Source organism: Nocardia sp. NPDC004722, from assembly GCF_053601505.1.
Genome location: NZ_JBSGBY010000070.1, coordinates 1 through 20,747, shown reverse-complemented (window position 1 = coordinate 20,747; position 20,747 = coordinate 1). Strand labels below are relative to the sequence as shown.

Here is a 20,747-nt window from a genome sequence, read left to right as displayed (position 1 = left end):
AGCAGTGGAACCAGCCGCAGCTGACCCCGGTCAAGAAAAAGAAGACCGGCTTGATCATCGGCCTCGTGATCGGCGCGCTGGTGATCCTCGGTGGCGCCGGCGCGGGTCTGACCTGGCTGTTGAGCAAGGACCAGCTCGACAACAGCGCGGTGCAGTCCGGCGTGCAGAAGGTGCTCAAGGACTCCTACGGCATCGACGACGTGCAGAACGTGAGCTGCCCGTCGGGGCAGAAGGTGCAGGTGGACAAGACCTTCGACTGCACCCTCAAGGTGGGTGGCGAGAACAAGAAGGTCACCATCAAGATCACCAAGGATGACGGCACCTACGAGGTCGGCCGCCCCAGCTAGTTTCCCGGGGACACGATTTCGGGCAAAAGCGTTGGGCCCGGCCGCGATTGGATGATCGCGGCCGGGCCCTTGCCTTTGCTGGGGGTTGGCTGGATGGCGCGGGCGAGTACAGTGGGCGGAAATCGTCGGGGCTGATCGTGATCGGGGAGTGTCATGAACGTGACTGTCCGTACCGTGGGCTGGGGCGCGACCGTGCTCGCGGTGGCGAGCGCGGCCCTGGCGTCCGCACCGTTCGCCGGTGCCGAGGGAACCTCGCCGGTGGTCAACGACTGCATCAACGGCCGCACCGAGGTCCAGCCCGACAGCATGGTGCTGGCCTGCGGGGACGGCGGCCTCAGCGTCCGCGATATCACCTGGAGCAGTTGGGGACCCGACACCGCCGAGGGCGACGGCACCGAGTATCGGCGGGTCTGCGAACCCAGTTGCGCCGCCGGGCATCTGGCCACCGTGAGCACGCACATCACGTTGCGCGCGCTGCGGGACGGCTATTTCACCGAGGCCGCCATCACCGATCCGGCCGGTAAACCCGAAACCTGGCCGGTCGGACCGCTACAGCATTGATCAGCGCTTGGCCATCGCGGTGATGAGCCGTTTGACCGGGCTCTCGGCGTTGTAGGCGAGGGCCAGCGCCGCCAGCCGGTCCGGGTCCGCGGGGACCGAGGGGAGCAGATCCGCGCGCGAGTATTCGACCTCGGCGTCCTGCACCACCCGGACCACCGGGGCGGCGGCCTTCAGATAGTCGTCGGCGGCAACGAGTTTCGCGCGCACACCCTTGGCCAGATCGGAATCCGGATCGGCCGCCGCGGCGCGCAGCGCCTCCACCGAACCGAACTTGGAGATGAGCTGGGCGGCGGACTTGTCGCCGATGCCCGCGACGCCGGGCAGGCCGTCGGAGGCGTCCCCGCGCAGCGTCGCCATGTCGGCGTACGCCGGGCCCGCATTCTCCACCGGCACACCGTATTTCGCCGACACCTCGGCGGGACCCCACAGCTCGGCCTTGGACAGGCCGCGGCCCACGTAGAAGACGCGAACCGGGGGAGCCGGGGTATCGCGCACCAGTTGCAGCAGGTCGCGGTCGCCGCTGACCACGATCACCTCGTCGTCGGCCTCCCGGGTGGCCAGCGTCCCGATGACATCGTCGGCCTCGAGCCCCTCGGCCCCGGCGGTCGCGATCCCGGCCGCCTCGAGGACCTGCGTGATCAGATCGACCTGCGGCGTCAACGTGTCCGGCACCTCCTCGGCCTCCACCCCGTCGACCACCGCACCGCTCTCGGCGACTCGGTGCGCCTTGTAGGAGGGCAGCAGGTCCACCCGGAACTGTGGCCGCCAATCCAGATCCAGGCACACCACCAACCGGCTCGGCGCATGCTGCTTGACCAGGGCCGCAACCATATCGGTGAATCCGCGCAGCGCATTCACCGGTTGCCCGTCGGGCGCGGTGATCTTCTCCGGGATCGCATAGAACGCCCGGAACCACAGACTCGCCCCATCCAGCAGCAACAGCGGACCGGCGGCAGGATTGCTCATAGCGCCCGACCCTACCGGCCCCGACCGACACCTTGGCGCATCCCGGCGGAGGGTAACGTCGGGTGGCATGAGCTCTCATGACGAGTCACGGTTCGCGGCGGAGGTCTACGGGGCGCGGTTGGAGCGCGCGGCGGAGTTGACGCGCAATGCCCACCTGGATGCGCTGCTCATTACTCCGGGACCTGACCTGCAGTTCTTACTCGGATCGCGGGCGCAGTCGTTCGAGCGGCTGACCTGCCTGGTGATCCCGGCGAGCGGGGAGACGCCGTCGGTGGTGATCCCGAAGATGGAGCTGGCCTCGTTGCGGGCGTCGGCGGCCGGGGAGCTCGGGTTGGCGATCGTGGACTGGGTGGACGGGGTGGACCCGTACCGCCTCGTGCGCGGGGTGCTCAATGCCGGTGCGCGCGTGGCGGTCACCGATGTGATGCCCGCGCTGCACCTGCTGCCGATCGCGGATCAGTTCGGCTCCCTGCCGGTTTCGGCGACCCCGCTGCTGCGGGAACTGCGAATGGTGAAGGACCCCAGCGAGATCGAGGCGCTGCGGCGCGCGGGCGCGGCCATCGACCGGGTGCACGCCCGCATGGGTGAGTTCCTGCGTCCCGGCCGCACCGAGGCCGAGGTGGGCGCGGATATCGCGGCCGCCATCGTCGAGGAGGGCCACCTCGAGGCCGATTTCGTGATCGTGGGCAGCGGCCCGCACGGCGCGGACCCGCACCACCTGGTGTCGGAGCGGGTGATCGAGGCCGGTGATGTGGTGGTCATCGACATCGGCGGCCCCGTTGAGCCCGGCTACTTCTCCGACTCCACCCGCACCTATGTCCTGGGCGAACCCGACGAGGAGGTGGCGGCTCAGTTCGCGGAACTCGAGCGGGCGCAGGCTGCCGCGGTCGCCGCGGTCAAGCCCGGCGTCACCGCCGAATCCATCGACGCCGCCGCCCGCGACGTGCTGACCGCCGCCGGGCTGGGCGACTATTTCGTGCATCGCACCGGTCACGGCATCGGGCTGTCGGTGCACGAGGAGCCCTACGTCGTGTCCGGCAATGATCTGGTGTTGCAGCCGGGTATGGCGTTCAGCATCGAGCCGGGCATCTACTTCCCGGGGAACTGGGGCGCCCGCATCGAGGACATCGTGGTGGTCACCGAGGACGGCTGCGAGTCGATGAACACCCGCCCGCACGGGCTCACGCGCCTGGGCTGAACCACGGATGGGAGCGACGCGGCCGTCAGGCGGTCGCGTCGAATTCCGCGGTGTAGCGCCAGAAGTCGCGCAGGGTCGAGTCCGGGATCGGGCTGTCCGCGCCGACCTGGGTGAGCAGAATGGCGACGGTACCGGTCGAGGGCACCAGGTGCGCGGAGGTGCCCGTGCCGCCGACCCAGCCGTAGCGGCCGAGGATGTTCCACGGGTCGCGCCGCGCGATATCCACCGCGGCACCGAAGCCCCAGCCCTGGCCTTCCAGGAACAGATCGCCGTGCGCGCGCAGCGCGGGGGTGGTGTGGTCGGTGGTCATGAGTCGGACGGAGTTGGCGCACAGCAGTTTTCGCCCGTCCGGGGCGGCGCCGTCGGCGAGCAGCAGGCGGGCGAAGCGCAGCCAGTCGCCCGCCGTGCCCGCCAGGCCGCCGTTGCCGAGCGGGAAGGCGGGCAGGGTGGCCCACTGCCCGTCCGGGGCGTCGGCGAGTTCGAGGCCGGTCTCGGTGCGCCGGTAGTAGCTGGTGAAGCGGTCGCGTGCGGCCTCGGGCACGGTGAAACCGGTGTCGGACATGCCGAGTGGCTCGAAGACCCGCTCGGCCAGGAAATCGGGCAGGCTGTGCCCGGACGCGCGCACGATCAGCGCGCCCTGCAGCGCCGAGCAGGTGTCGTAGAGCCACGCGGTACCCGGCTGCGCCACCATCGGCACCGCGGCGAGTTCGGCCAGCCACTCGTTCATGGCCGGATAGCTTTGGACCTCACGGCCGTCGCGCTGCACGGGGAACAGCGCCTGGATGGCGGGCAGTTCGAAATCCGATGCCCAGCCGTACCCGGCCTGCGAACTGAGCAGATCGAACACGGTGATCGGTCGGTGTGCGGGCACCACCTCGTCGATCGGCGCGCCCGGGCTGCGCACCACCATCGGATGCGCGAGTTCCGGCAGCCACGGCGCGATCGGATCGTGCAGCCCCAGCACCCCGTCCTCGATGAGCATCAGCACCGCCGCGGCCGTAACGGGTTTGGTGATCGACGCCCACCGGAACACCGAATCCGCGGCCATCGGCACCGTGCCACCCGCATGCGCCAGCCCGACCGCGGCCAACTCCACCCGCTCGCCACGGGCCACCAACCCCACGGCACCTGGCACGCCGCCGTCATCTACGTGCGCCTGCAACATTTCTCGAAGCGTGGACATGGCTCAACCTTCCCTCGTCTGCACTCGGGAGAAGTGACGTTCCAGGTACCGCAAAATCATCGGTCCGACGCCGACCCACGGACCGGCGCTCGACCGGTAGGTCAGTGATCGGTGGCGGGGGCTTCGGTCTTGAAGACGCTGCTGGCGAGGACACGTCGGACCTCGATGGCGATGACGACGCGGGTCGGGTTGACCCGGGGCTGGCGGTAGCGGGCGGCGTAGCGGTCGACGGCGTCGGCGACGGCGTCGGGCTCGTCCAGGACGGTGGCCGGGCCCTCGAGGGTGATCCAACGCGGGCCCTCGACCTGGCTGACCGCCGCGTAGCCGGAGCGCCGCACATTGTTGACCTTGACGGAACCGTCGTTGGTGATGATCCGGGCGATCCCGGCCTCGGCATCCCAGGTGAAGCCGACGGCGACCACGTGCGGGGTGCCGTCGGCGCGCAGGGTGGTGAGGGTGGCGAGGTGCCGTTCGGTGACGAAGTCGGCGGCGGCGGGGGACAGTTCGGGGCGGGCGGCGGTGCTGGTCATGCTTCGACGCTAGCAATCGCCGATCGGGCGTGCCGGTAGGCGGGGGCCGGGTGGCACACTGTGGGCCATGGGTTTCGGATCGCGGGACGTCGACAAGGGCGTCGTGCTCGTGCTGGGTGGGCGCAGTGAGATCGGGTTGGAAGTGGCGCGGCGGCTCTCGCCCGGCCGCGAGGTGATTCTGGCGGCGCGCCGCAGCGATCAGCTACAGGAGCAGGCCAAGGAGCTATTGATCGCCGAGGCGGCGGCGGTGCACTGCGTGGAGTTCGACGCCGACGACATGGACGGACACCAGGCGCTGCTGGAGAAGGTGATCGCCGACCACGGCCGCATCGGGGTCGCGGTGGTGGCGTTCGGGATTCTGGGCGATCAGGCGCGCGCCGAACAGGATCCGGCACACGCGGTGGAGATCGTGACCACCGATTTCGTCGCGCAGGTGAGCGTGCTCACCAGCCTCGCGAACCTGTTGCGGGAGCAGGGCGACGGCCAGATCGTGGTGTTCAGTTCCATCGCGGGCGTGCGGGTGCGCCGCGCCAACTATGTGTACGGGTCGGCCAAGGCGGGCCTGGACGGTTTCGCCTCCGGGTTGCAGATGGCCTTGTCCGGCACCGGAGTTCACCTGCTGATGGTGCGGTCGGGCTTCGTGATCGGGCGGATGACGGCGGGCATGAAGCCCGCGATCATGTCCAGCACCCCGGACTCGGTCGCCGACGCGGTGGTGTCGGGGTTGTACCGGCGGGCCCGGAATGTGGATGTGCCGCGCCGGATCCGGCTGCTGTTCACCGCTATGCGCTTCACGCCGTACGCGCTGTGGCGGCGGGCGCGCCGATGACCGTGGACCCGGGCCCCGGCTTCGATCCGCACCGGCCGCTGGCGGTCGTCGGCCTCGGCGCGGACGGCTGGGACGGCCTGGGCGCCCCGGCGCGACGAGAGATTGCGGCGTGCGCGGTATTGCTCGGTTCGGCACGGCAATTGGCGTTGATCCCGACCTCGGAGGCGCACGGCGAACGGGTGGCGTGGCCCTCGCCGCTGATCCCCGCGCTACCGGGACTGCTGCGCCGCTACGCCGGGCAGCGGGTGGCGGTGCTGGCCAGCGGTGACCCGATGTTCTTCGGTATCGGCGTGACATTGACGAAACTGCTGGGCGCGCCGTCGTTGCGCGTGTTCCCGCAGGTGTCGTCGGTGTCGCTGGCCTGCGCGCGCCTGGGCTGGGCGCTCAACGAGACGCCGGTGGTGAGTGCCGTGGGGCGGCCAGTGGAGACGCTGCTGCCGGAGTTGTCCGACGGCCGCCGGGTGCTGGTGCTCAGCTCCGACGAGCACACCCCGGCGCAGGTGGTGGATCTGCTGGTGCGCAATGGTTTCGGCGATTCCGGCGTTACCGTGCTGGAGCAGCTGGGCGGCGTCGGCGAGCGGATCGTCGACGGCACGGCGGCAGGGTGGGATCGCCTGCTCGGCGATCCCCTCAATATCGTCGCCGTCGATTGCGTCGCCGATCCGGCCGCGCCGCGCCTGACCCGCATTCCCGGACTGCCCGACGAGATATACGGCGGCGACGGCCAATTGACCAAGGCCGAGGTGCGCGCGCTGACCCTGTCGGCGCTCGCCCCCGCCCCCGGCGAACTGCTGTGGGATGTCGGCGGCGGTTCGGGCACCATCGCCATCGAATGGTGCCGCACCCATCCGTCGTGCCGCGCGGTCACCTTCGAACGGATGGACAGCCGCCGCAAGCAGATTGCCGCCAACGCGGCGGCGCTCGGCGTGCCTGGGGTCCAGGTACACGGCGCGGCCCCGGAGGCGTTCGCGGAAACGGCGACGCCGGATGCGATCTTCCTCGGCGGCGGGCTCACCCAGGACGGCATGTTCGAGGCCTGCTGGGACCGCCTGCGCCCCGGCGGCCGATTGGTGGCCGCCGCGGTGACGGCGGAATCCGAGGCGTTGCTGTTGCGCCTCGCCGAGCGGCACGGCGGCGCGTTGCGGCGCGCGCAGATCTATCGCGCCGAGCCGCTGGGCGGCTTCACCGCCTGGCGGCCACACCTGCCGGTCGCTCAGTGGTCGGTGGTGAAACCGGTAGCGGCGCAGGCTGATTCGCCACGGCGCTAGATCGGCGGCAGTGCGAGCGGTCCGGGTTCGAACACGGTGACCAGCACGATCAGATTGCCGTAGGGCGCCGAGCCGTTGGCCAGCCGATGCGCCATGCGCGCCAGCGAGGTGCGCCAGCGGTATTTGGCCTCGAGTTCGGCCTGCACGCGGGGCACGAAGGTGCCCTCGCTGATCAGGCGCGCCTGGCCCTGCAACTGCCGCGAACCCACCGCCGGATTGCCCCGCCAGTCACCGGTCTGCACCAGCACCCGGCCGTCCTGGGCGAGCTGTTCGGCCTCCGCGGAGTAGGACGAGGTGCGGAAGGCCAGCCCGTTCTCGCCGATCGGAACGACCAGCCGGGGCACGGTGACGAGTTGGCGCGGTCCGACGGCTCTGGTCACGAGCACGGTCTTCGCCTCCTGCCACACCGCGGCCGGGCCCGTGTACTGCCGGGGTGCCGGGGCGGGAACGGCGTCGCGCGCGAACTGGGTGCGGGCGGCGGCCGGGTCGATCATCAGGTCTGTCATCGCCTTCGATCCTTTCGTGCGAAATCCAACGGGATCGGTGCCGGGCACGCAGCGAACCGTGAGGTCTGCCCTTTCCCGCGACGGTTGCCGCGTATTCGCTACCGGGCGGAGCGACCCCTGTCACTGTGTGCCCGCCCACGACGGTGGCGCAAGCGCGACACACATGGCGGCCCATTGAGTTTCGCCACACAGGCGTCGTCGGCCACCTTGCCCCAACACTTCTCGATCGGCCGGAGCCGATCTCCTTCGATACTCCAGAGATTCGTGGACTCCGGCAACGATGCTGGTCAGCGGCTCGCATTCGACGTTGCCGGGAGATCGCTCGCCTCGCCGACACGGCCGGGGCGACGCGAACGGGTCTGGAACACGGCTGGTTGACCTGTCGGCGGCCGGTTTCGCCTAGGCTGACCCACGTGAGTGCTGCCGCGTCGCGAACGATTGCTTTGCCGCACTGCCGGGTGAGTTACGCCGAGCACGGTGCGCAGGACGGAATGCCGGTGCTGTACTGCCACGGCGTTCCCGGAACCCATTTGGAGGGAGAGGCTTTCGACGAAGCCGGGACGGCCGCCGGGGTGCGGATCATCGCCGTGGACCGGCCGGGGATGGCGCAATCCTCGCTACCGGCGGGGGAGCGGGTGGCCGACTGGGTGACCACGGTCGCCGCGCTGGCCGATCGGCTGGACCTGGACCGCTTCGGCGTCATCGGGGTCAGTGGCGGCGGCCCGTACGCGCTGGCCATCGCCGCGGGCCTGCCGGACCGGGTGTCGGGTGTCGCGCTGGTGTCCGCGCCCGCCCCGGTGGAGGTGCAATCCGACGCGGCGGACCTGGATCCCGTGGCCCGCAAGCGCCGGCGTGGATTGAACGTGCTGCGCCGGGTGCCGTTCCTGGTGCATCCGATGGCCGTCGAGATGTCGATGGTGATCCGCCGCCACAAGGGCGTGGCCGGGCTGGTCGCGCAGATGGCGGCCGTCGACCGCGTCCGGGTCGAGGGTGACGCGGAGCTGACCGCGAAACTGGAGGCCAACCTGCGCAGCAGTTTCGAGCAGGGCAGCCGCGGCTTCGCCACCGATATCCGGCTGGTGTTCACCCGTGACTGGGGTTTCAGCCTCGCCGAGGTGAGCGCGCCCGTGCAGATCTGGCACGGCGATGCCGACGGCAACGTGCCCGCCGACGACGCCCGCAGCCTCGCGGCGGCCCTGCCGCACAGCCGCACGCACATCGTGGCGGGCGCGGGCCATCTGCTGTTCGTCGACCGCGCCGCGGACATCCTGTCCTCGCTCGGCACCCTCGGAGCCTGACCCGCTACCCTCGAAGCTCGACGGAATGGGAGGCGTCGCAATGCGTTTGGTGATCGTAGGACCCAACGGCTCCGGCAAGGGCACCCAGGCCGAGCTGTTGAAGAAGGAACTGGGCATCGCGCACATCTCCACGGGCGAGATGCTGCGGGCCGCGGTCGCGGCCGGAACGCCGCTGGGCCGCGAGGCCGAACCGTTGCTGGCCGCGGGCGCCCTGGTGCCCGACGAACTCGTGCTGAAGATGCTCGATGCGCGGCTCGCCGAGCCCGATACCGCCCGCGGCTTCCTGCTCGACGGGTATCCGCGCACGCTCGCCCAGGCCGAGGCCCTGGACGTCCTGCTCGCCACCGAACGCACGATCGATCACGTGATCGAGCTGGCGGTCGCCGACGAGGTGATCCTCGAACGCTGTGCCGCGCGCTTCGCCGTCGAACAGCGCCCCGACGACGATCCGGAGGTGGTGCGGTCGCGATTGGCGTTGTACCGCACCAACATTCCGCCCATCATCGCGCGGTACCGCGAACGCGGCCTCGTCACCACGGTCGACGGCTCCGGCGCGGTGGACGTGATCTTCGGGCGAATCCTGGCGGCGGTGCAGGAGTAGCCGAAACGGCTGTGGCTCAGGCGGTTTCGCGCAGCGTTGTCAACACCGCGGCGATGGCCGGATCGGTGGCCGCGATCTCGTCGAGCGCGGCGGTGAGCGTCTCGTCGTAGGTGGCGCGCGCCTGCTGATAGCGCGTGCGCCCCGCGCCGGTGATCACCGTGTACACCCCGCGCTTGTCGTCCGGGCACAGATCGCGATAGGTGAACTCGGCGGCATTGAGCCGCCCGACGAGCCGGGTGACCGAGCTCTGATTGAGCCCGAGCTTGTCGGCAAGTTCCTGCATGCGCAGTTCGTCGTTGTCGGCCTGATCGAGGAAGCTCAGCGCCCGATACTCCGAGAGCCCGAGCCCGTGGCGGCGCTGCAGCGCGGTCGAGAGCCGGTTCTCGACGTGGGCGTGCACGAGCAGCATGCGATTCCACGCGGTGGCGTCGGCGCTGACGTTCGTGGCTTCGACCTGCGATGACATATCTGATCACTCCTCGACCCGGGCGGGCTGCCGCACGGTCTGCGCGAACGGCCTTGACACAAGCTTACTTGTACATGCATGCTTTTGCTCGTAAGAAGTACTTGCACATACATACAACTACTGAGGGACTGATACCCATGGCCTGGGTCTACCTGCTCATCGCGTCCGTCTTCGAGATCGTCTTCGCCCTGGCGACCAACGCCACCCACGGCTTCACCGTGCTGGGCCCCTCGCTATTGACCGCCGCCGCGGCGTCGGGCGGCATCTTCTTCCTCAGCCTGGCGCTGAAATCGCTGGATGTCGGTGTCGGATACACGGTCTGGACCGGCATCGGCTCGGTCGGCACCGTGATCTTCGGGTCGCTGGTGTTCCACGAGGCGATGACGCCCGCCAAGGCGCTGGCCTTCGTCCTGATCATCGGGGGAGTGCTCGGGCTCAAGATCGCCGACAAACTCGCCGCCGCGCCCGCCCCGGTTGCCGAACCCGCCGCGTCCAACGCCTGATATCCGCCGCATCCGAACAGTTTTCGAGGAGTTCTGTCATGTCCTGGGTCTACCTGCTGATCGCCATCGTCTTCGAGATCGCCTTCGCGCTGGGCACCAATGCCACGCAGGGTTTCACTCGCCTGTGGCCGTCGGTCTTCACCCTGCTCGCCGCCGCGGGCGGCATCTTCACCCTGAGCCTGGCGCTGCGCACGCTGGATGTCGGTGTCGGATACACCATCTGGACCGGGATCGGCTCGATCGGCACCGTCGTGCTGGGCGCGCTGATCTACAAAGAGAAGATCACCCTGCCCAAGGTGCTGGCCTTCGGTTCGATCATCGCCGGAGCCCTGGTGCTGCGCCTGGCCGCGGGAGCCTGAGACCGGATCCCGGAAAGCCGCCGCCGGACGAAAAGTCCGGCGGTGGCGCTGGTTTGGTGTCGGTGATAACGTCCAGACATATGTCCAGCTATGTGTCTCCAAAGGTGTGTGCCGCATGAGGATTCAGGTCGATCGGGATCTGTGCCAGGGGCACGCGGTGTGTCAGGCGGAAGCGCCCGAGGTGTTCAGCGTCCCCAAGCGCGGCCAGGTCGAGATCCTCGATCCGGAACCGGGCCCGCAGGCCCGCGCCGAGGTGCTGGCGGCCGTGAAGTACTGCCCGACGCAGGCGCTTTCGGTCTCCGACGGCGAGGTTTGACTCCCACGACCCTTGTCCCGGACTCCGATCCGCAGTAATGTCCGGACACGTGTCCATGAACGTCTGGACGCAGTGCGGAGAGGATCTTTCAATGGCGCTGGTCAAGCCGCAGCGGGTGTCCGGGGGAGCGGTCGAGCACGGGCATCTCGAGGAGTTCCGGACCGATCCGATCGCGCTCATGCGGCGGGTGCGCGCGGAGTGTGGGGATGTCGGTTCCTTCGAACTGGCCGGCCGCAATGTCATTCTGCTGACCGGCTCCGAGGCCAACGAGTTCTTCTTCCGGGCCGCCGACGAGGAGCTCGATCAGGCGGCGGCGTACCCGTTCATGAAGCCGATCTTCGGTGAGGGCGTGGTGTTCGACGCCCCGCCCGAGCGGCGCAAGGAGATGCTGCACAATCAGGCGCTGCGCGCCGACCACATGCGCGGGCACGCCGCGACCATCGCGCACGAGGTCGATCGGATGCTGGCCGGGTGGTCGGACTCCGGCGAGATCGATCTGCTCGAATTCTTCGCGGAGCTGACCATTTACACCTCGTCGGCCTGCCTGATCGGGCGGAAGTTCCGCGATGAGCTGGACGGTCGCTTCGCGCATCTGTATCACGAGCTCGAGCAGGGCACCGACGCGCTGGCCTATGTCGACCCGTACGCGCCGATCGAGAGTTTCCGCCGTCGCGACGAGGCGCGGGTGCAGCTCGTCGAGCTGGTGCAGTCGATCATGGATGGGCGCGAGGCGAATCCGCCGTCGGGCAAGGATGAACGCGACATGCTCGATGTGCTGATCTCGATCAAGGACGAGCACGGGGTGCCGAGGTTCTCGGCGAGTGAGATCACCGGCATCTTCATCTCGATGATGTTCGCCGGGCATCACACCACCTCGGGCACCGCGGCCTGGTCGATCATCGAATTGCTGCGGCACCCGGAGGTGCTGGCCTCGGTGGTCGCCGAACTCGACGAATTGTATTCCGACGGTGCGGAAGTCAGTCATCACGCGCTGCGGCAGATTCCTCGGCTCGAGGCCGTGCTGAAGGAGGCGCTGCGACTGCATCCGCCGTTGATCATCCTCATGCGCATCGCCCGCGACGAGTTCGAGGTGTGCGGGCATCGGATCGAGCCCGGCGACATGGTGGCCGCGACCCCGGCGGTGTCCAATCGCCTGCCCGAGGACTTCCCGGACCCGGATGCCTTCGATCCGGGCCGCTACCTGGATCCGCGCCAGGAGGATCTGACCAATCGCTGGACGTGGATCCCGTTCGGGGCCGGTCGGCATCGCTGTGTGGGCGCGGCGTTCGCGCTCATGCAGCTCAAGGCGATTTTCTCGATTCTGTTGCGGGACTGGGAGTTCGAGCTCGCGCAGCCGTCGGAGACCTATCGCAACGATCACTCCAAGATGGTCGTGCAGTTGCAGCAGCCCTGCCGCGTGCGCTACCGCCGACGCCGGTGAATCCGCCCGCGGGTACCATTACCAAGCAATTGCTTGGTTTGGTTGGGAGATGCTGTGATCGATGACTTCCGGAAACGGGACGGCGCCGCACTGGTCGCGGGCGGCAGCGGTGGAATCGGCGCCGCGATCGTGCGCCTGCTGGCGGAGCGGGGCAGCGAGATCGGCTTCACCTATCGCGCGAACCGGGACGCGGCCGAGGCGCTGACGAAAGAGGTTGTCCAGCAGGGGCGTTCGTGCGAGTCCCGGGCGGTGGATCTCACCGACGCCGACGCGGTCGCCGAGGCCGTCGCCGGGTTCGAGCAGCGCTTCGGCGGTCTGCACACCGTCGTCTACGCCGCCGGGCCGCACGTGCCGATGGTCCACCTCAGCACCGTGTCACCGCAGCAGTACCGCGACCAGTTGAACGCCGACGCCGCGGCGTTCTTCAACCTCATGCACGCGACCCTGCCGTTGCTGCGCCGCTCGCGCGGTGCCGTGGTCGCGGTGACCACCGCGGCCACCCGGCGCTTCCCGGTACGCGACGGTCTGTCCAGCGGAACGAAGGGTGCCGTCGAAGCGGTGGCTCGCGCGCTCGCTGTCGAGGAGGGCCGCTTCGGAGTCCGCGTCAACTGCGTAGGTCCGGGCATGCTCACCGACGGCATGGCAGATCGCCTGATCACCTCCGGCGAACTCGATGAGAACGCTCTGGACGTGGCGCGTCGCAATATCCCTTTGCGCCGCTTCGGCACCGCGACCGATATCGCCGAAGCCGTCGCGTTCCTCGCCTCCGACCGTGCCGGTTTCATCTCCGGTCAGGCCCTCGACATCGACGGCGGCTATACCGCCTGAAACCACCCGCGCCGCGTCACAGCGGCGGGGAGATGGGGAACGTCACCGGGACCGCGACCGGGGCGCGGTGGAAAGCGCTGGGCTGCCAGGCCAATTCGTTCAGGGGGACCGACAGCTTGATGTCGGGGAGCGCGTCGAGCAGCTGTTCGAGCGCTTCGCGGACGATGATCGCGGCGACCGACTGAGCCGGGCAGGCGTGCGCGCCGATGCCCCACGCGAGGTGCGAGCGGTTGCCGGTGCGGTCGCCGCCGACCGCGGGATCGTTGTTGCACGCGGTGATGGCGATCAGGACCGGCTGGTCGGCAGGTAGCCAGCCATTGGCGATGACCTGCGGATGCTGCGGGAAGCGGGGGCAGCCGGTGGCCATCGGCGGATCGCTGAAGAGCACCTCGTCGATCGCGTCGCGCAATTGCAGCGAGCCGGTGAGCAGGCCCTCGTGGAAGTAGTTGTCCGAGGCCATCAGCACCAGGGCGTTGACGATGAGGTTCCAGGTCGGTTCCGCGCCCATGGCGTAGAGCTTGGCCACCTGCTCCACGATCACCGCGTCCTCGAAGTTCGCCGGATGGTCGATGAGCGCGGAGATGACGTGCCGTCCGGGGTGCGTGCGGGCGGCCGCGACGGCCTCGGCCAGCACCGCCTGGAAGCGCCGATCGGCCAGGTCGGAGGTGTCGGCGTCGGCGGTCTCGGTCAGATCCGCCAGCGCGGCACCGGCTTTCACGGCCAGCGGCGCGGGCAGGCCGATCAGCTCGTCGAGCACCTTCAGGGTGAGCGGCCGGGCGAACTGGGCCAGCAGATCGGCCTGCCCCGTCTCGCAGAAGCTGTTGATCAGCGGTATCGCGGCGGCTTCGACCGCGCCGCGCAGCCGGTACTGGTCGATGCTCGCCATGGCGGCCACGTAGGCGGCGCGGTGGGTGGTGTGGGAGCCGCTGGGCCCCCATTCCATCAACGGCAGCACCGGACACTGTTCTCCGACGGTGTGCTGCCAGGCGTGCGGGTCGGCCGGAAAGTGATCGGGGTCGGCGAGGATCCGCAGGGCTTCCCGGTATCCGAGCACCAGCATCGCGGGGACGCCGTCGGCCAGTTCGACCGGCGCCACTGGGCCGTGTAGGCGGCGTAGCTCGTCGAATGCGCGACGCGGGTCGGCGGCGAACTCCGGTGTGTGAAGTTTCACGACGCGAACAACTTCAACCTGCAACTCCGATGAGCCGGTGGAACGTGAGCAGTGAGAAACTCTCGAAACCAGCACTTTTCGAGCTATCCGTGATTGGCACCGGAGGGCCTTCCAAGCAGCTGGAGCCGTGACGCAAAAGATCTTCGTTGCTGCCGGGATGCGACCACACTGTCCGCTCCCGGCATCCGGGCGGACGGGATCCGCAGCGAGGTCGGGCTGCGGCGATCCTGTCGGTCCGGGCGTGCAGAGCCTAGCAACACCCGTTCGCGGGTGGCATGTCAAACATGCTCCGCAGTAACAGGTTTCAATCTCGAGAGCACGATACGCGCAGTCATCGTGGCGCGCAGCCGAGTGTCGGGGTGTGACCGATACGAGTGCCTATACGGGCCACGTCGATGCGCGGCAGCGGTTGCTGATCATTAGTCCAGGTGGTGGGCCCAATCGGCCGCAGTGTGTCGAGAGCTGTTCACTCGCTGTGGAAGTCGCACGGCGCAAATTCAAGACGAGTGTGTCACACGATGTTTCGTGTCCCGTTCTTGACACCGCAACACTGTGGCTCCCTTCACGTGGTGGCGGCGCGGCCCTCAGAAGGGGGACAGCGCAGGCGGGAAGGCCACCGGCAGATTCGCCAGCGACCGGTGGAAAGGCCCCGGCCGCCAGGTGAGTTGCTCGGCCGGGCAGCCCAGCCGCAGCTCCGGCAGCAGGTCGAAGAGCTGATCGATGGCGTTCTGCGCGACCGAGTACGCGACATCCTGCGCCGGGCAGGCGTGCGGGCCGGTGCCCCAGGCCAGGTGCGGGTTGTTACCGGTATAGCGGCCGACCATGGCCGGATCGTTGTTGCAGGCCGCCATGCTGGTGACGACCGGCTGGTCGGCGGGCAGCCACACCTTGTCGACCATCGTCGGCCGCGACGGATAGGTGATGCCGAAGTTCGCCAGCGGGGGATCGGTGAACAGCAACTCGTTCAAGGCATCCCGGGTGGTCAGCGCGGCGGCGCCGGAGTAGCGCTCGTCGGTGAGCATGAGCAGCAGCGTATTCGCGATCAGGTTGGTCAGCGGTTCGATGCCCGCGCAGTAGATCATGCCCAGTTGATGAACGAGTTCCTCGTCGCTGAGATTCGCGGCGTGCGTGACCAAGTGGGTGGTGACGTCGTCGCCGGGCACCCGCTGCTTGAGGGCGACCAGTTCGCCGAGCGCGGACACGAACAGCGCATTGCCCTCCACGGCCGAGTTGTCCTCGATCATCATCGTCGTGCCCCCCGCGATCCGATGACCGATATCGTCCGGGCTGCCGACCATGTAGTTGAGGTAGGCGAAGGTGATCGGAAAAGCGTACTGGCTGATCAGATCCGCTTCACCGTCGAAGCAGAAGGTGTTGATCTGCGCGGTGGCGATCTCCTCGATGGTGGCGTCCACCTGATACAGGTTGATCGCGTCGATGCTGTCGACACTGGCCTTGCGGTAGCGCGCGTGCTCGCGGCCCGCGCTGCGCAGGGCGTTGGGCCGGTACCGCAGCATCGGCAGGATGGGACAGTCGGCCGGAATGTCCTTCTCCCAGTTGCGCGGATCCGCGGGGAAGCGTTCGGGATCATTGTTGATCTGCACCGCCGCGCGATATCCGATGACCAGGGTCGCGGGAATGCCGGGTGAAAGCTCCACCGGTGCCAGCGATCCGAACCGCCGACGCATCTCGGCGTAGCAGGCGTGCGGGTCGGCGGCGAACTCGGGAACGTAGAGCGGGATCGGATCGCTGGTGATGGCTGACTGATTGCCGGGCGGGGACGGTGGTGACGTTGTCAACGACGGGACTCCAGGGACGGAACGGGGTTGTGGCGCCGGCTGTGACCGAACCGAACAGGCTCCATGCTCGCAGACACTACACAGGATCGCCGGGCCGCTTCTGCGAGGCGAGATACACAGTGCGCGAGGCAAATTCACGCGCTTGCCGGGCGGCGCGCCCGCCCGCTCCGGCGCGGGGTCCTGCCGTCGCCTGCCCGCTTGCGTACGGTGGGTAACCGTGCGAACTCCGGTGACACTGGCCGACGAACGCGTCGGCGTGAACGACGCGGTCGCCGCGGCGGTGACCCGCTCGGTGGGGTCGATGCCCGCGCTCTACCTGGTGCTGGTGGCGTTCACCGGATACATGGCGTTGGGCACGTGGTGGGGTCCGCTGCATCGGTTCGACCCGTATCCGTTTCCGTTCCTGCTGTTTCTGAACAATGTCGCGCAATTGGTGCTGTGCCTGACCATCCTGGTCGGGCAGCGGGTGCTGAGTGCGGCGGCCGACCGGCGGTCGGTGCAGACCTACGAGAACACCGAGGCGATCTTCCGTCAGGTGGCCGACCTGCAAGCGCATCTGGACCGGCAGGATCGGGTGCTGAGCCGCGGTCTGAGTCTGCTCGAGACCAGTCCGCATCCGTGGATCGAGCAGCACCGGGTGCAGCACCCGCCGCAGGCGGCCGACCAGGCGGTCAGTCTCAACGACCGGATCGCGGCCTGGCTGACCACCCGGCTGGGCAGCGTGTGGGCGTTCTATCTGGCCGCCGCCACCCAGGTGGCCTGGATTCTGCTGGCGGTGGCCGGGATTCAGCATTTCGACCCGTACCCGTTCTTGTTCATGTCGTTCCTGTCCTCGCTGGCGCAGCTGGTGTTCATGATCGTGATCATGGTCGGCCAGGATGTGCTGGGCCGCGCCGGTGACCGCCGCTCCGAGCAGACCTTCCTCGACGCCCAGGCGGTGCTGCACGAATGCCTGCGGATGAAAGTGCGCCTGACCGCGCAGGATCGGGTCCTCGACAGCCTCACCGGCTATGTCACCGGACAGGTCACCGAGCAGCTGGCCCAGGCCATGCACGACACCAGTGAGCGGGTGGCCCATCAGGTCCGCGTGCACGAGGCCATGACCACCGGCTCCGCTCCCGCCGACGCCGACCGGCTGCGCGACTGGGACGAGCTGCCCCACCAGGCCCGGGAGAAGCATCGGGTCCAGGCCCGCCGCATCGGCGAGAACCTCGCCGCCATCGGCTGTTTCATGGTGCCGGTGTTCGATCCGGTCGCGGACCTGGCGTTCGACGACGCGGAGGTGCGGTCGCTGGCCCGACTGGAATACGACCGGTGGATGGCGGACAAGATCGCCGCCCGGCAGGCGGATTCACCGGGGTCCTGTGATGACGCTACGCCGTTGCCGTGGGACGAACTGCCGGACGCCGCGCGGGTCCGGCACTTGCAGGCGGCCCGCCACATCCCGGTCATGGTGACCCGCGCGGGTTTTCAGGTCCTGCGCGGGGCGTGAGACCTACCCGGCGTCGCTGTCGCGCGAGGCGTGCGCCACGGCGGCCTGGTGGACCGCCGCGGCCGCGCTCTCGGACGCCGCGGTGACCGGGCCGCCGGACATGGTGTACCACTCGCCGACATCCTGGTGCCGCACGGTGACCAGCGCGCTTTTATCCGCATCGGACCAAAATGTCCGAATTGTCACCTCGCCGGACAGGATTCCCGCTTCTTCGGTGCCGATCCCCGCGGGGCCCGTGGTGACGTCGCTGGTCCAATCGAGACTCGCCATGTGCAAAATCGCCTTGCTCTCGGAACTGTGAACTCCGCGCGAAAGTGTACGCGCGGAGCTATTTCGCGAGTGGTGAAACCCGGTGAGAAGGGACCGATTCCGCGATGACTGGGGGACCATTCGGTATTTGGAGATGGAAATACTCTGGGGCGTTCGTCAACACGCCCGGTGGAAGTAGCCCGCGGAGCCGGGCTGCACCAGCTTGCGGTCTCGAATGACCGTGGAGGCCACGCGATCCGGCCGGGCGCAGACGGCGTCGAGGGACGTGGGCAGGTTGTCGGTGTACTCGATGTCGATGACGAATCGCCCGTAAACCGCTGTGTAGCTGTCGCATTCCTGGAAACGCAGGCATTCCTCGGCGACGACGAAATCGAAACCGGCCTGCCGCCTGCCTGTTTCGCCGAGCTCGGCCGAATTCTTCTGCCCGACAGACAGACCGGCGGCGTGCGCAGACTTCGCGAGGGCGCTCGCCAGCCGAATATTGTCGGCGGCGGTGAGCGCGCCGTGCGACCGGGTGTAGGAATCGAGGTTGTCGAATTCCACCGCGGTGAAACCCTTCCGGGCGCAGGTGGTGATGACCGCGGTGAGAATATCGGCGAGGCGGGCGCGCTTCACCGACGTGGAGGTGTCGAGAATCAGTTCGTCGGGCCAATTCTCGTCGACGAGCGGACGACCCTCACCATCGGACAGGATGAGGTCGGGGCGGTCGCGCAACCACGCTTCCCGTTCTCCGGGCTGAGTCTGGAAGCCGTTGACGTAACAGATGTTGTAAAGGCCCGCGGCGGGTGTCGCCGTACTGTCGCGGGTGACGATCGCCGTACCCGCCGGCGGCGGGTACGGCCCACCCAGTTGATAGTCGACCGCACCGCCCGCCGGGAAGCCCGGCGGCCCGAGGGGCGTCGGTGACGTCGAACATCCAGCGGCGATCAACGCCGCGGCAACCGCCGGCAACAGCGAGCGCGCGGACCGCCGAGTCTTCGTGGGGTGCTGATCGTTCACTCGCACAGTCTGTTCGCCCCTGTATGAGCGAACGATGAGGTGCGCGGCGACCGAGCCTCCTCCAGCTATCGCGTGGCAATTGTGTTGGGGGACAGAAAAAAAGCTTCGAATAGCTATTGCCTACCGGCTGTGAGCCACTGCATACTCTCCAATCAACACGAGTTGATTGGATTCCAGAATGGTGACGCGGCGCGATGTGGCGCAGCTGGCGGGCACGTCAGAGGCCATGGTGAGCTATGTGCTCAACGATGGGCCGAGGGGAGTGGCGCCCGCGACCCGGGCCCGGATTCTCGCGGCCATCGAGGAACTCGGATACCGGCCCAATGCGGTGGCGCGGTCGTTGAAGACCTCCCGGACGATGACGCTGGGGCTGGTGGTTCCGGACAACTCGAACCCCTTCTTCGCCGAACTGGCCAGGGCCGTCGAGGATGTCGCGTTCGAGGCCGGGTACTCGCTGCTGCTCGGCAATGCCATGGACGACGACGCCCGCGAGTCGACCTACATTCGCACCCTGATCGACCGGCAGGTGGACGGGTTGATCGTGGCCCCCGCGCACGGGGCCAGCAGCTGGATCGCCGAACTGTCGGGGACGACGGTGCCGCGGTTGATTCTCGACCGCGAACTCGAACTGCCCGGCGCCACGCATGTGCTCGTCGACAACGAGGGCGGCGCGTATCAGGCCACCAAACATCTACTCTCGCACGGGCTTACCCGGATCGGCTGCATCGCGGGCCTGGACGGCATCCATCCGACCGTGGACCGGGTGGCGGGATGGCGGCGCGCGCTCACCGAGGCGGGGCGGATCCCGGCGGAGGAGATGGTGGTGCACACCGCGTTCGGCCGGGCCGAAGGGTATCGCACGGGCCGCGCGCTGCTGCTGGGCCCGGATCGCCCGGAGGCGCTGTTCGTCACGAGTGACGAGCAGGCGCTCGGCGTGCTGCGCGCCGCCGCCGAGGTCGGGCTGCGCATTCCGGAGGATCTCGCGATCTGCGCCTTCGACGGTATCGAGGGCAGCGCCTACACGGTGCCCGCGCTCACCACGATGCGCCAGCCCTTCGAGAGCCTGGGGCGTTCGGCGGTGGAATGGCTGCTGGCCAAGATCGCCGATCGGGAATTGGCGCCCAGCCGCATCGTGCACGAGACCACGCTGGTCGCGCGCGGATCGTGCGGTTGCCCCGACCCGCTCGGCGGCGATTCGACCATCCAGGACCGCCCTGCCGTTGAGGACCGAGGTGCCGTTGAGGATCGCGATGCGTGAGCCGGATGTCGTCGTGGTCGGCAGTGCGAATATGGATCTGACCGTGCGGGTTTCGGGTCTGCCCAGGCCCGGGGAAACCGTCTCCGGCGCGGCCCTCGAACGTGGTGCGGGCGGCAAAGGCGCCAATCAGGCCGTCGCGGCCCGCAGGCTGGGCGCGCGAACCACCTTGATCGGCCGCGTCGGCGGCGACGAGTTCGGCGCGGCCCTGCGCCGATCGCTGCGCACCGCCGGGGTCGACGATTCGGGGCTGGACAGCGTCGCCACGGCCACCGGCTGCGCGCTGGTGATCGTCGATGAACACGGCGAGAACATGATCACGCTCGCGCCCGGGGCGAACGGCACCCTGCGGCCGGCCGACCTCGACCGGCATGCCGCGCGCATCGGATCGGCGGATGTGCTGCTGCTGCAACTGGAAGTGCCGCTCGCGACCGCGCTCGCCGCCGCCCGGCTGGCCCGCTCGGCGGGCGTGCTCGTGGTGCTCAATGCCGCGCCGTTGCCTCGGCAGCGGGGGACCGAACTGCGTGAATTGCCCAACCGGTCGGTGTCTGCTGCTCGTCG

At 68.6% G+C, this 20,747-nt stretch carries 24 protein-coding genes; 15 read left to right on the top strand and 9 right to left on the bottom strand.

What is annotated here, in order from left to right:
* Both ACWELQ_RS10350 and ACWELQ_RS10345 read left to right on the top strand, forming a co-directional pair.
* On the top strand, positions 1-347 hold a 347-nt coding region (locus tag ACWELQ_RS10350), incomplete at its 5' end, for a DUF4333 domain-containing protein (RefSeq protein ID WP_452396730.1).
* 153 nt (positions 348-500) lie between these two features.
* Positions 501-908, top strand: coding sequence for a hypothetical protein (locus tag ACWELQ_RS10345; RefSeq protein ID WP_452396729.1), 408 nt, complete (start codon positions 501-503; stop codon positions 906-908).
* Here the strand turns inward: ACWELQ_RS10345 and ACWELQ_RS10340 are convergent, their stop codons facing one another.
* The gene (locus ACWELQ_RS10340) at positions 909-1,874 is read right to left on the bottom strand and encodes a 5'-3' exonuclease (RefSeq protein ID WP_452396728.1); all 966 of its coding nucleotides are present in this window, start codon (positions 1,872-1,874) and stop codon (positions 909-911) included. It abuts the gene before it with no gap.
* Between the two features lie 67 nt (positions 1,875-1,941).
* Between ACWELQ_RS10340 and ACWELQ_RS10335 the strand changes: the two genes are divergently transcribed.
* Positions 1,942-3,072 (top strand): M24 family metallopeptidase, encoded by a 1,131-nt coding sequence (locus ACWELQ_RS10335; RefSeq protein WP_452396727.1) that lies wholly within the window; start codon positions 1,942-1,944, stop codon positions 3,070-3,072.
* Between the two features lie 25 nt (positions 3,073-3,097).
* On the opposite strand, the gene ACWELQ_RS10330 is transcribed toward ACWELQ_RS10335, so the two are convergent.
* Both ACWELQ_RS10330 and ACWELQ_RS10325 read right to left on the bottom strand, forming a co-directional pair.
* Positions 3,098-4,255, bottom strand: a complete 1,158-nt coding sequence (locus ACWELQ_RS10330; RefSeq protein WP_452396726.1) for a serine hydrolase domain-containing protein — start codon at positions 4,253-4,255, stop codon at positions 3,098-3,100.
* Positions 4,256-4,356: 101 nt separating this feature from the next.
* Complete coding sequence (locus tag ACWELQ_RS10325; protein WP_452396725.1) at positions 4,357-4,785, bottom strand: PPOX class F420-dependent oxidoreductase; 429 nt, start codon at positions 4,783-4,785, stop codon at positions 4,357-4,359.
* A 67-nt stretch (positions 4,786-4,852) separates the two neighbouring features.
* Here ACWELQ_RS10325 and ACWELQ_RS10320 point away from each other — a divergent pair, with 67 nt between their 5' ends.
* A complete protein-coding gene (locus tag ACWELQ_RS10320; RefSeq protein ID WP_452396724.1) occupies positions 4,853-5,614 on the top strand; it encodes an SDR family NAD(P)-dependent oxidoreductase in 762 nt (253 codons plus the stop codon).
* The gene (gene cbiE, locus ACWELQ_RS10315) at positions 5,611-6,882 is read left to right on the top strand and encodes a precorrin-6y C5,15-methyltransferase (decarboxylating) subunit CbiE (protein WP_452396723.1); all 1,272 of its coding nucleotides are present in this window, start codon (positions 5,611-5,613) and stop codon (positions 6,880-6,882) included. Before ACWELQ_RS10320 ends, cbiE begins: the two co-directional genes overlap by 4 nt.
* On the opposite strand, the gene ACWELQ_RS10310 is transcribed toward cbiE, so the two are convergent.
* Entirely contained in the window at positions 6,879-7,388 is a 510-nt protein-coding gene (locus ACWELQ_RS10310) for a hypothetical protein (protein WP_452396722.1), read from the bottom strand. The genes cbiE and ACWELQ_RS10310 overlap by 4 nt on opposite strands.
* 413 nt (positions 7,389-7,801) lie before the next feature.
* Between ACWELQ_RS10310 and ACWELQ_RS10305 the strand changes: the two genes are divergently transcribed.
* Both ACWELQ_RS10305 and ACWELQ_RS10300 read left to right on the top strand, forming a co-directional pair.
* Entirely contained in the window at positions 7,802-8,686 is an 885-nt protein-coding gene (locus ACWELQ_RS10305; RefSeq protein ID WP_452396721.1) for an alpha/beta fold hydrolase, read from the top strand.
* Between the two features lie 40 nt (positions 8,687-8,726).
* Positions 8,727-9,287 (top strand): adenylate kinase, encoded by a 561-nt coding sequence (locus tag ACWELQ_RS10300; protein WP_452396720.1) that lies wholly within the window; start codon positions 8,727-8,729, stop codon positions 9,285-9,287.
* 16 nt (positions 9,288-9,303) lie between these two features.
* On the opposite strand, the gene ACWELQ_RS10295 is transcribed toward ACWELQ_RS10300, so the two are convergent.
* Complete coding sequence (locus ACWELQ_RS10295) at positions 9,304-9,753, bottom strand: MarR family winged helix-turn-helix transcriptional regulator (protein ID WP_452396719.1); 450 nt, start codon at positions 9,751-9,753, stop codon at positions 9,304-9,306.
* A 137-nt stretch (positions 9,754-9,890) separates the two neighbouring features.
* Here ACWELQ_RS10295 and ACWELQ_RS10290 point away from each other — a divergent pair, with 137 nt between their 5' ends.
* The 5 genes from ACWELQ_RS10290 (at position 9,891) to ACWELQ_RS10270 (ending at position 13,200) form a co-directional block, all read left to right on the top strand.
* Positions 9,891-10,256, top strand: coding sequence for a DMT family transporter (locus tag ACWELQ_RS10290; protein ID WP_452396718.1), 366 nt, complete (start codon positions 9,891-9,893; stop codon positions 10,254-10,256).
* A gap of 38 nt (positions 10,257-10,294) precedes the next feature.
* Positions 10,295-10,615, top strand: coding sequence for a DMT family transporter (locus tag ACWELQ_RS10285; protein WP_452396717.1), 321 nt, complete (start codon positions 10,295-10,297; stop codon positions 10,613-10,615).
* 115 nt (positions 10,616-10,730) lie between these two features.
* Positions 10,731-10,931 (top strand): ferredoxin, encoded by a 201-nt coding sequence (locus ACWELQ_RS10280; RefSeq protein WP_452396716.1) that lies wholly within the window; start codon positions 10,731-10,733, stop codon positions 10,929-10,931.
* Positions 10,932-11,022: 91 nt separating this feature from the next.
* Complete coding sequence (locus ACWELQ_RS10275) at positions 11,023-12,372, top strand: cytochrome P450 (protein ID WP_452396715.1); 1,350 nt, start codon at positions 11,023-11,025, stop codon at positions 12,370-12,372.
* Positions 12,373-12,429: 57 nt separating this feature from the next.
* Positions 12,430-13,200, top strand: coding sequence for an SDR family NAD(P)-dependent oxidoreductase (locus ACWELQ_RS10270; RefSeq protein ID WP_452396731.1), 771 nt, complete (start codon positions 12,430-12,432; stop codon positions 13,198-13,200).
* Between the two features lie 16 nt (positions 13,201-13,216).
* Here ACWELQ_RS10270 and ACWELQ_RS10265 read toward each other — a convergent pair whose 3' ends face one another.
* Positions 13,217-14,371, bottom strand: a complete 1,155-nt coding sequence (locus tag ACWELQ_RS10265) for a cytochrome P450 (RefSeq protein WP_452396714.1) — start codon at positions 14,369-14,371, stop codon at positions 13,217-13,219.
* Positions 14,372-14,955: 584 nt separating this feature from the next.
* On the bottom strand, positions 14,956-16,170 hold the full coding sequence (locus ACWELQ_RS10260) for a cytochrome P450 (RefSeq protein WP_452396713.1): 1,215 nt from the start codon (positions 16,168-16,170) through the stop codon (positions 14,956-14,958).
* A 217-nt stretch (positions 16,171-16,387) separates the two neighbouring features.
* On the opposite strand from ACWELQ_RS10260, the gene ACWELQ_RS10255 reads away from it, so the two are divergent.
* Positions 16,388-17,662, top strand: coding sequence for a DUF1003 domain-containing protein (locus ACWELQ_RS10255; protein ID WP_452396712.1), 1,275 nt, complete (start codon positions 16,388-16,390; stop codon positions 17,660-17,662).
* Between the two features lie 3 nt (positions 17,663-17,665).
* Here ACWELQ_RS10255 and ACWELQ_RS10250 read toward each other — a convergent pair whose 3' ends face one another.
* A complete protein-coding gene (locus tag ACWELQ_RS10250; RefSeq protein ID WP_452396711.1) occupies positions 17,666-17,932 on the bottom strand; it encodes a hypothetical protein in 267 nt (88 codons plus the stop codon).
* A 156-nt stretch (positions 17,933-18,088) separates the two neighbouring features.
* Positions 18,089-18,931 (bottom strand): endo alpha-1,4 polygalactosaminidase, encoded by an 843-nt coding sequence (locus ACWELQ_RS10245; RefSeq protein ID WP_452396710.1) that lies wholly within the window; start codon positions 18,929-18,931, stop codon positions 18,089-18,091.
* 178 nt (positions 18,932-19,109) lie between these two features.
* On the opposite strand from ACWELQ_RS10245, the gene ACWELQ_RS10240 reads away from it, so the two are divergent.
* Together ACWELQ_RS10240 and ACWELQ_RS10235 are read left to right on the top strand one after the other, a co-directional pair.
* Positions 19,110-20,189: a LacI family DNA-binding transcriptional regulator gene (locus ACWELQ_RS10240; RefSeq protein WP_452396709.1), complete on the top strand. Its 1,080-nt coding sequence runs from the start codon at positions 19,110-19,112 to the stop codon at positions 20,187-20,189.
* A partial coding sequence (locus ACWELQ_RS10235; RefSeq protein ID WP_452396708.1) for a PfkB family carbohydrate kinase occupies positions 20,182-20,747 on the top strand: 566 nt, incomplete at its 3' end. The genes ACWELQ_RS10240 and ACWELQ_RS10235, both read left to right, overlap by 8 nt.

Excerpts from the sequence above, each read along its gene's own strand:
- ACWELQ_RS10345 (WP_452396729.1), top strand. The coding sequence starts at position 501 with ATGAACGTGACTGTCCGTACCGTGGGCTGGGGCGCGACCGTGCTCGCG.
- ACWELQ_RS10340 (WP_452396728.1), bottom strand. The coding sequence starts at position 1,874 with ATGAGCAATCCTGCCGCCGGTCCGCTGTTGCTGCTGGATGGGGCGAGT.
- ACWELQ_RS10335 (WP_452396727.1), top strand. The coding sequence starts at position 1,942 with ATGAGCTCTCATGACGAGTCACGGTTCGCGGCGGAGGTCTACGGGGCG.
- ACWELQ_RS10330 (WP_452396726.1), bottom strand. The coding sequence starts at position 4,255 with ATGTCCACGCTTCGAGAAATGTTGCAGGCGCACGTAGATGACGGCGGC.
- ACWELQ_RS10325 (WP_452396725.1), bottom strand. The coding sequence starts at position 4,785 with ATGACCAGCACCGCCGCCCGCCCCGAACTGTCCCCCGCCGCCGCCGAC.
- ACWELQ_RS10320 (WP_452396724.1), top strand. The coding sequence starts at position 4,853 with ATGGGTTTCGGATCGCGGGACGTCGACAAGGGCGTCGTGCTCGTGCTG.
- cbiE (WP_452396723.1), top strand. The coding sequence starts at position 5,611 with ATGACCGTGGACCCGGGCCCCGGCTTCGATCCGCACCGGCCGCTGGCG.
- ACWELQ_RS10310 (WP_452396722.1), bottom strand. The coding sequence starts at position 7,388 with ATGACAGACCTGATGATCGACCCGGCCGCCGCCCGCACCCAGTTCGCG.
- ACWELQ_RS10300 (WP_452396720.1), top strand. The coding sequence starts at position 8,727 with ATGCGTTTGGTGATCGTAGGACCCAACGGCTCCGGCAAGGGCACCCAG.
- ACWELQ_RS10295 (WP_452396719.1), bottom strand. The coding sequence starts at position 9,753 with ATGTCATCGCAGGTCGAAGCCACGAACGTCAGCGCCGACGCCACCGCG.
- ACWELQ_RS10290 (WP_452396718.1), top strand. The coding sequence starts at position 9,891 with ATGGCCTGGGTCTACCTGCTCATCGCGTCCGTCTTCGAGATCGTCTTC.
- ACWELQ_RS10285 (WP_452396717.1), top strand. The coding sequence starts at position 10,295 with ATGTCCTGGGTCTACCTGCTGATCGCCATCGTCTTCGAGATCGCCTTC.
- ACWELQ_RS10280 (WP_452396716.1), top strand. The coding sequence starts at position 10,731 with ATGAGGATTCAGGTCGATCGGGATCTGTGCCAGGGGCACGCGGTGTGT.
- ACWELQ_RS10275 (WP_452396715.1), top strand. The coding sequence starts at position 11,023 with ATGGCGCTGGTCAAGCCGCAGCGGGTGTCCGGGGGAGCGGTCGAGCAC.
- ACWELQ_RS10250 (WP_452396711.1), bottom strand. The coding sequence starts at position 17,932 with ATGGCGAGTCTCGATTGGACCAGCGACGTCACCACGGGCCCCGCGGGG.
- ACWELQ_RS10240 (WP_452396709.1), top strand. The coding sequence starts at position 19,110 with ATGGTGACGCGGCGCGATGTGGCGCAGCTGGCGGGCACGTCAGAGGCC.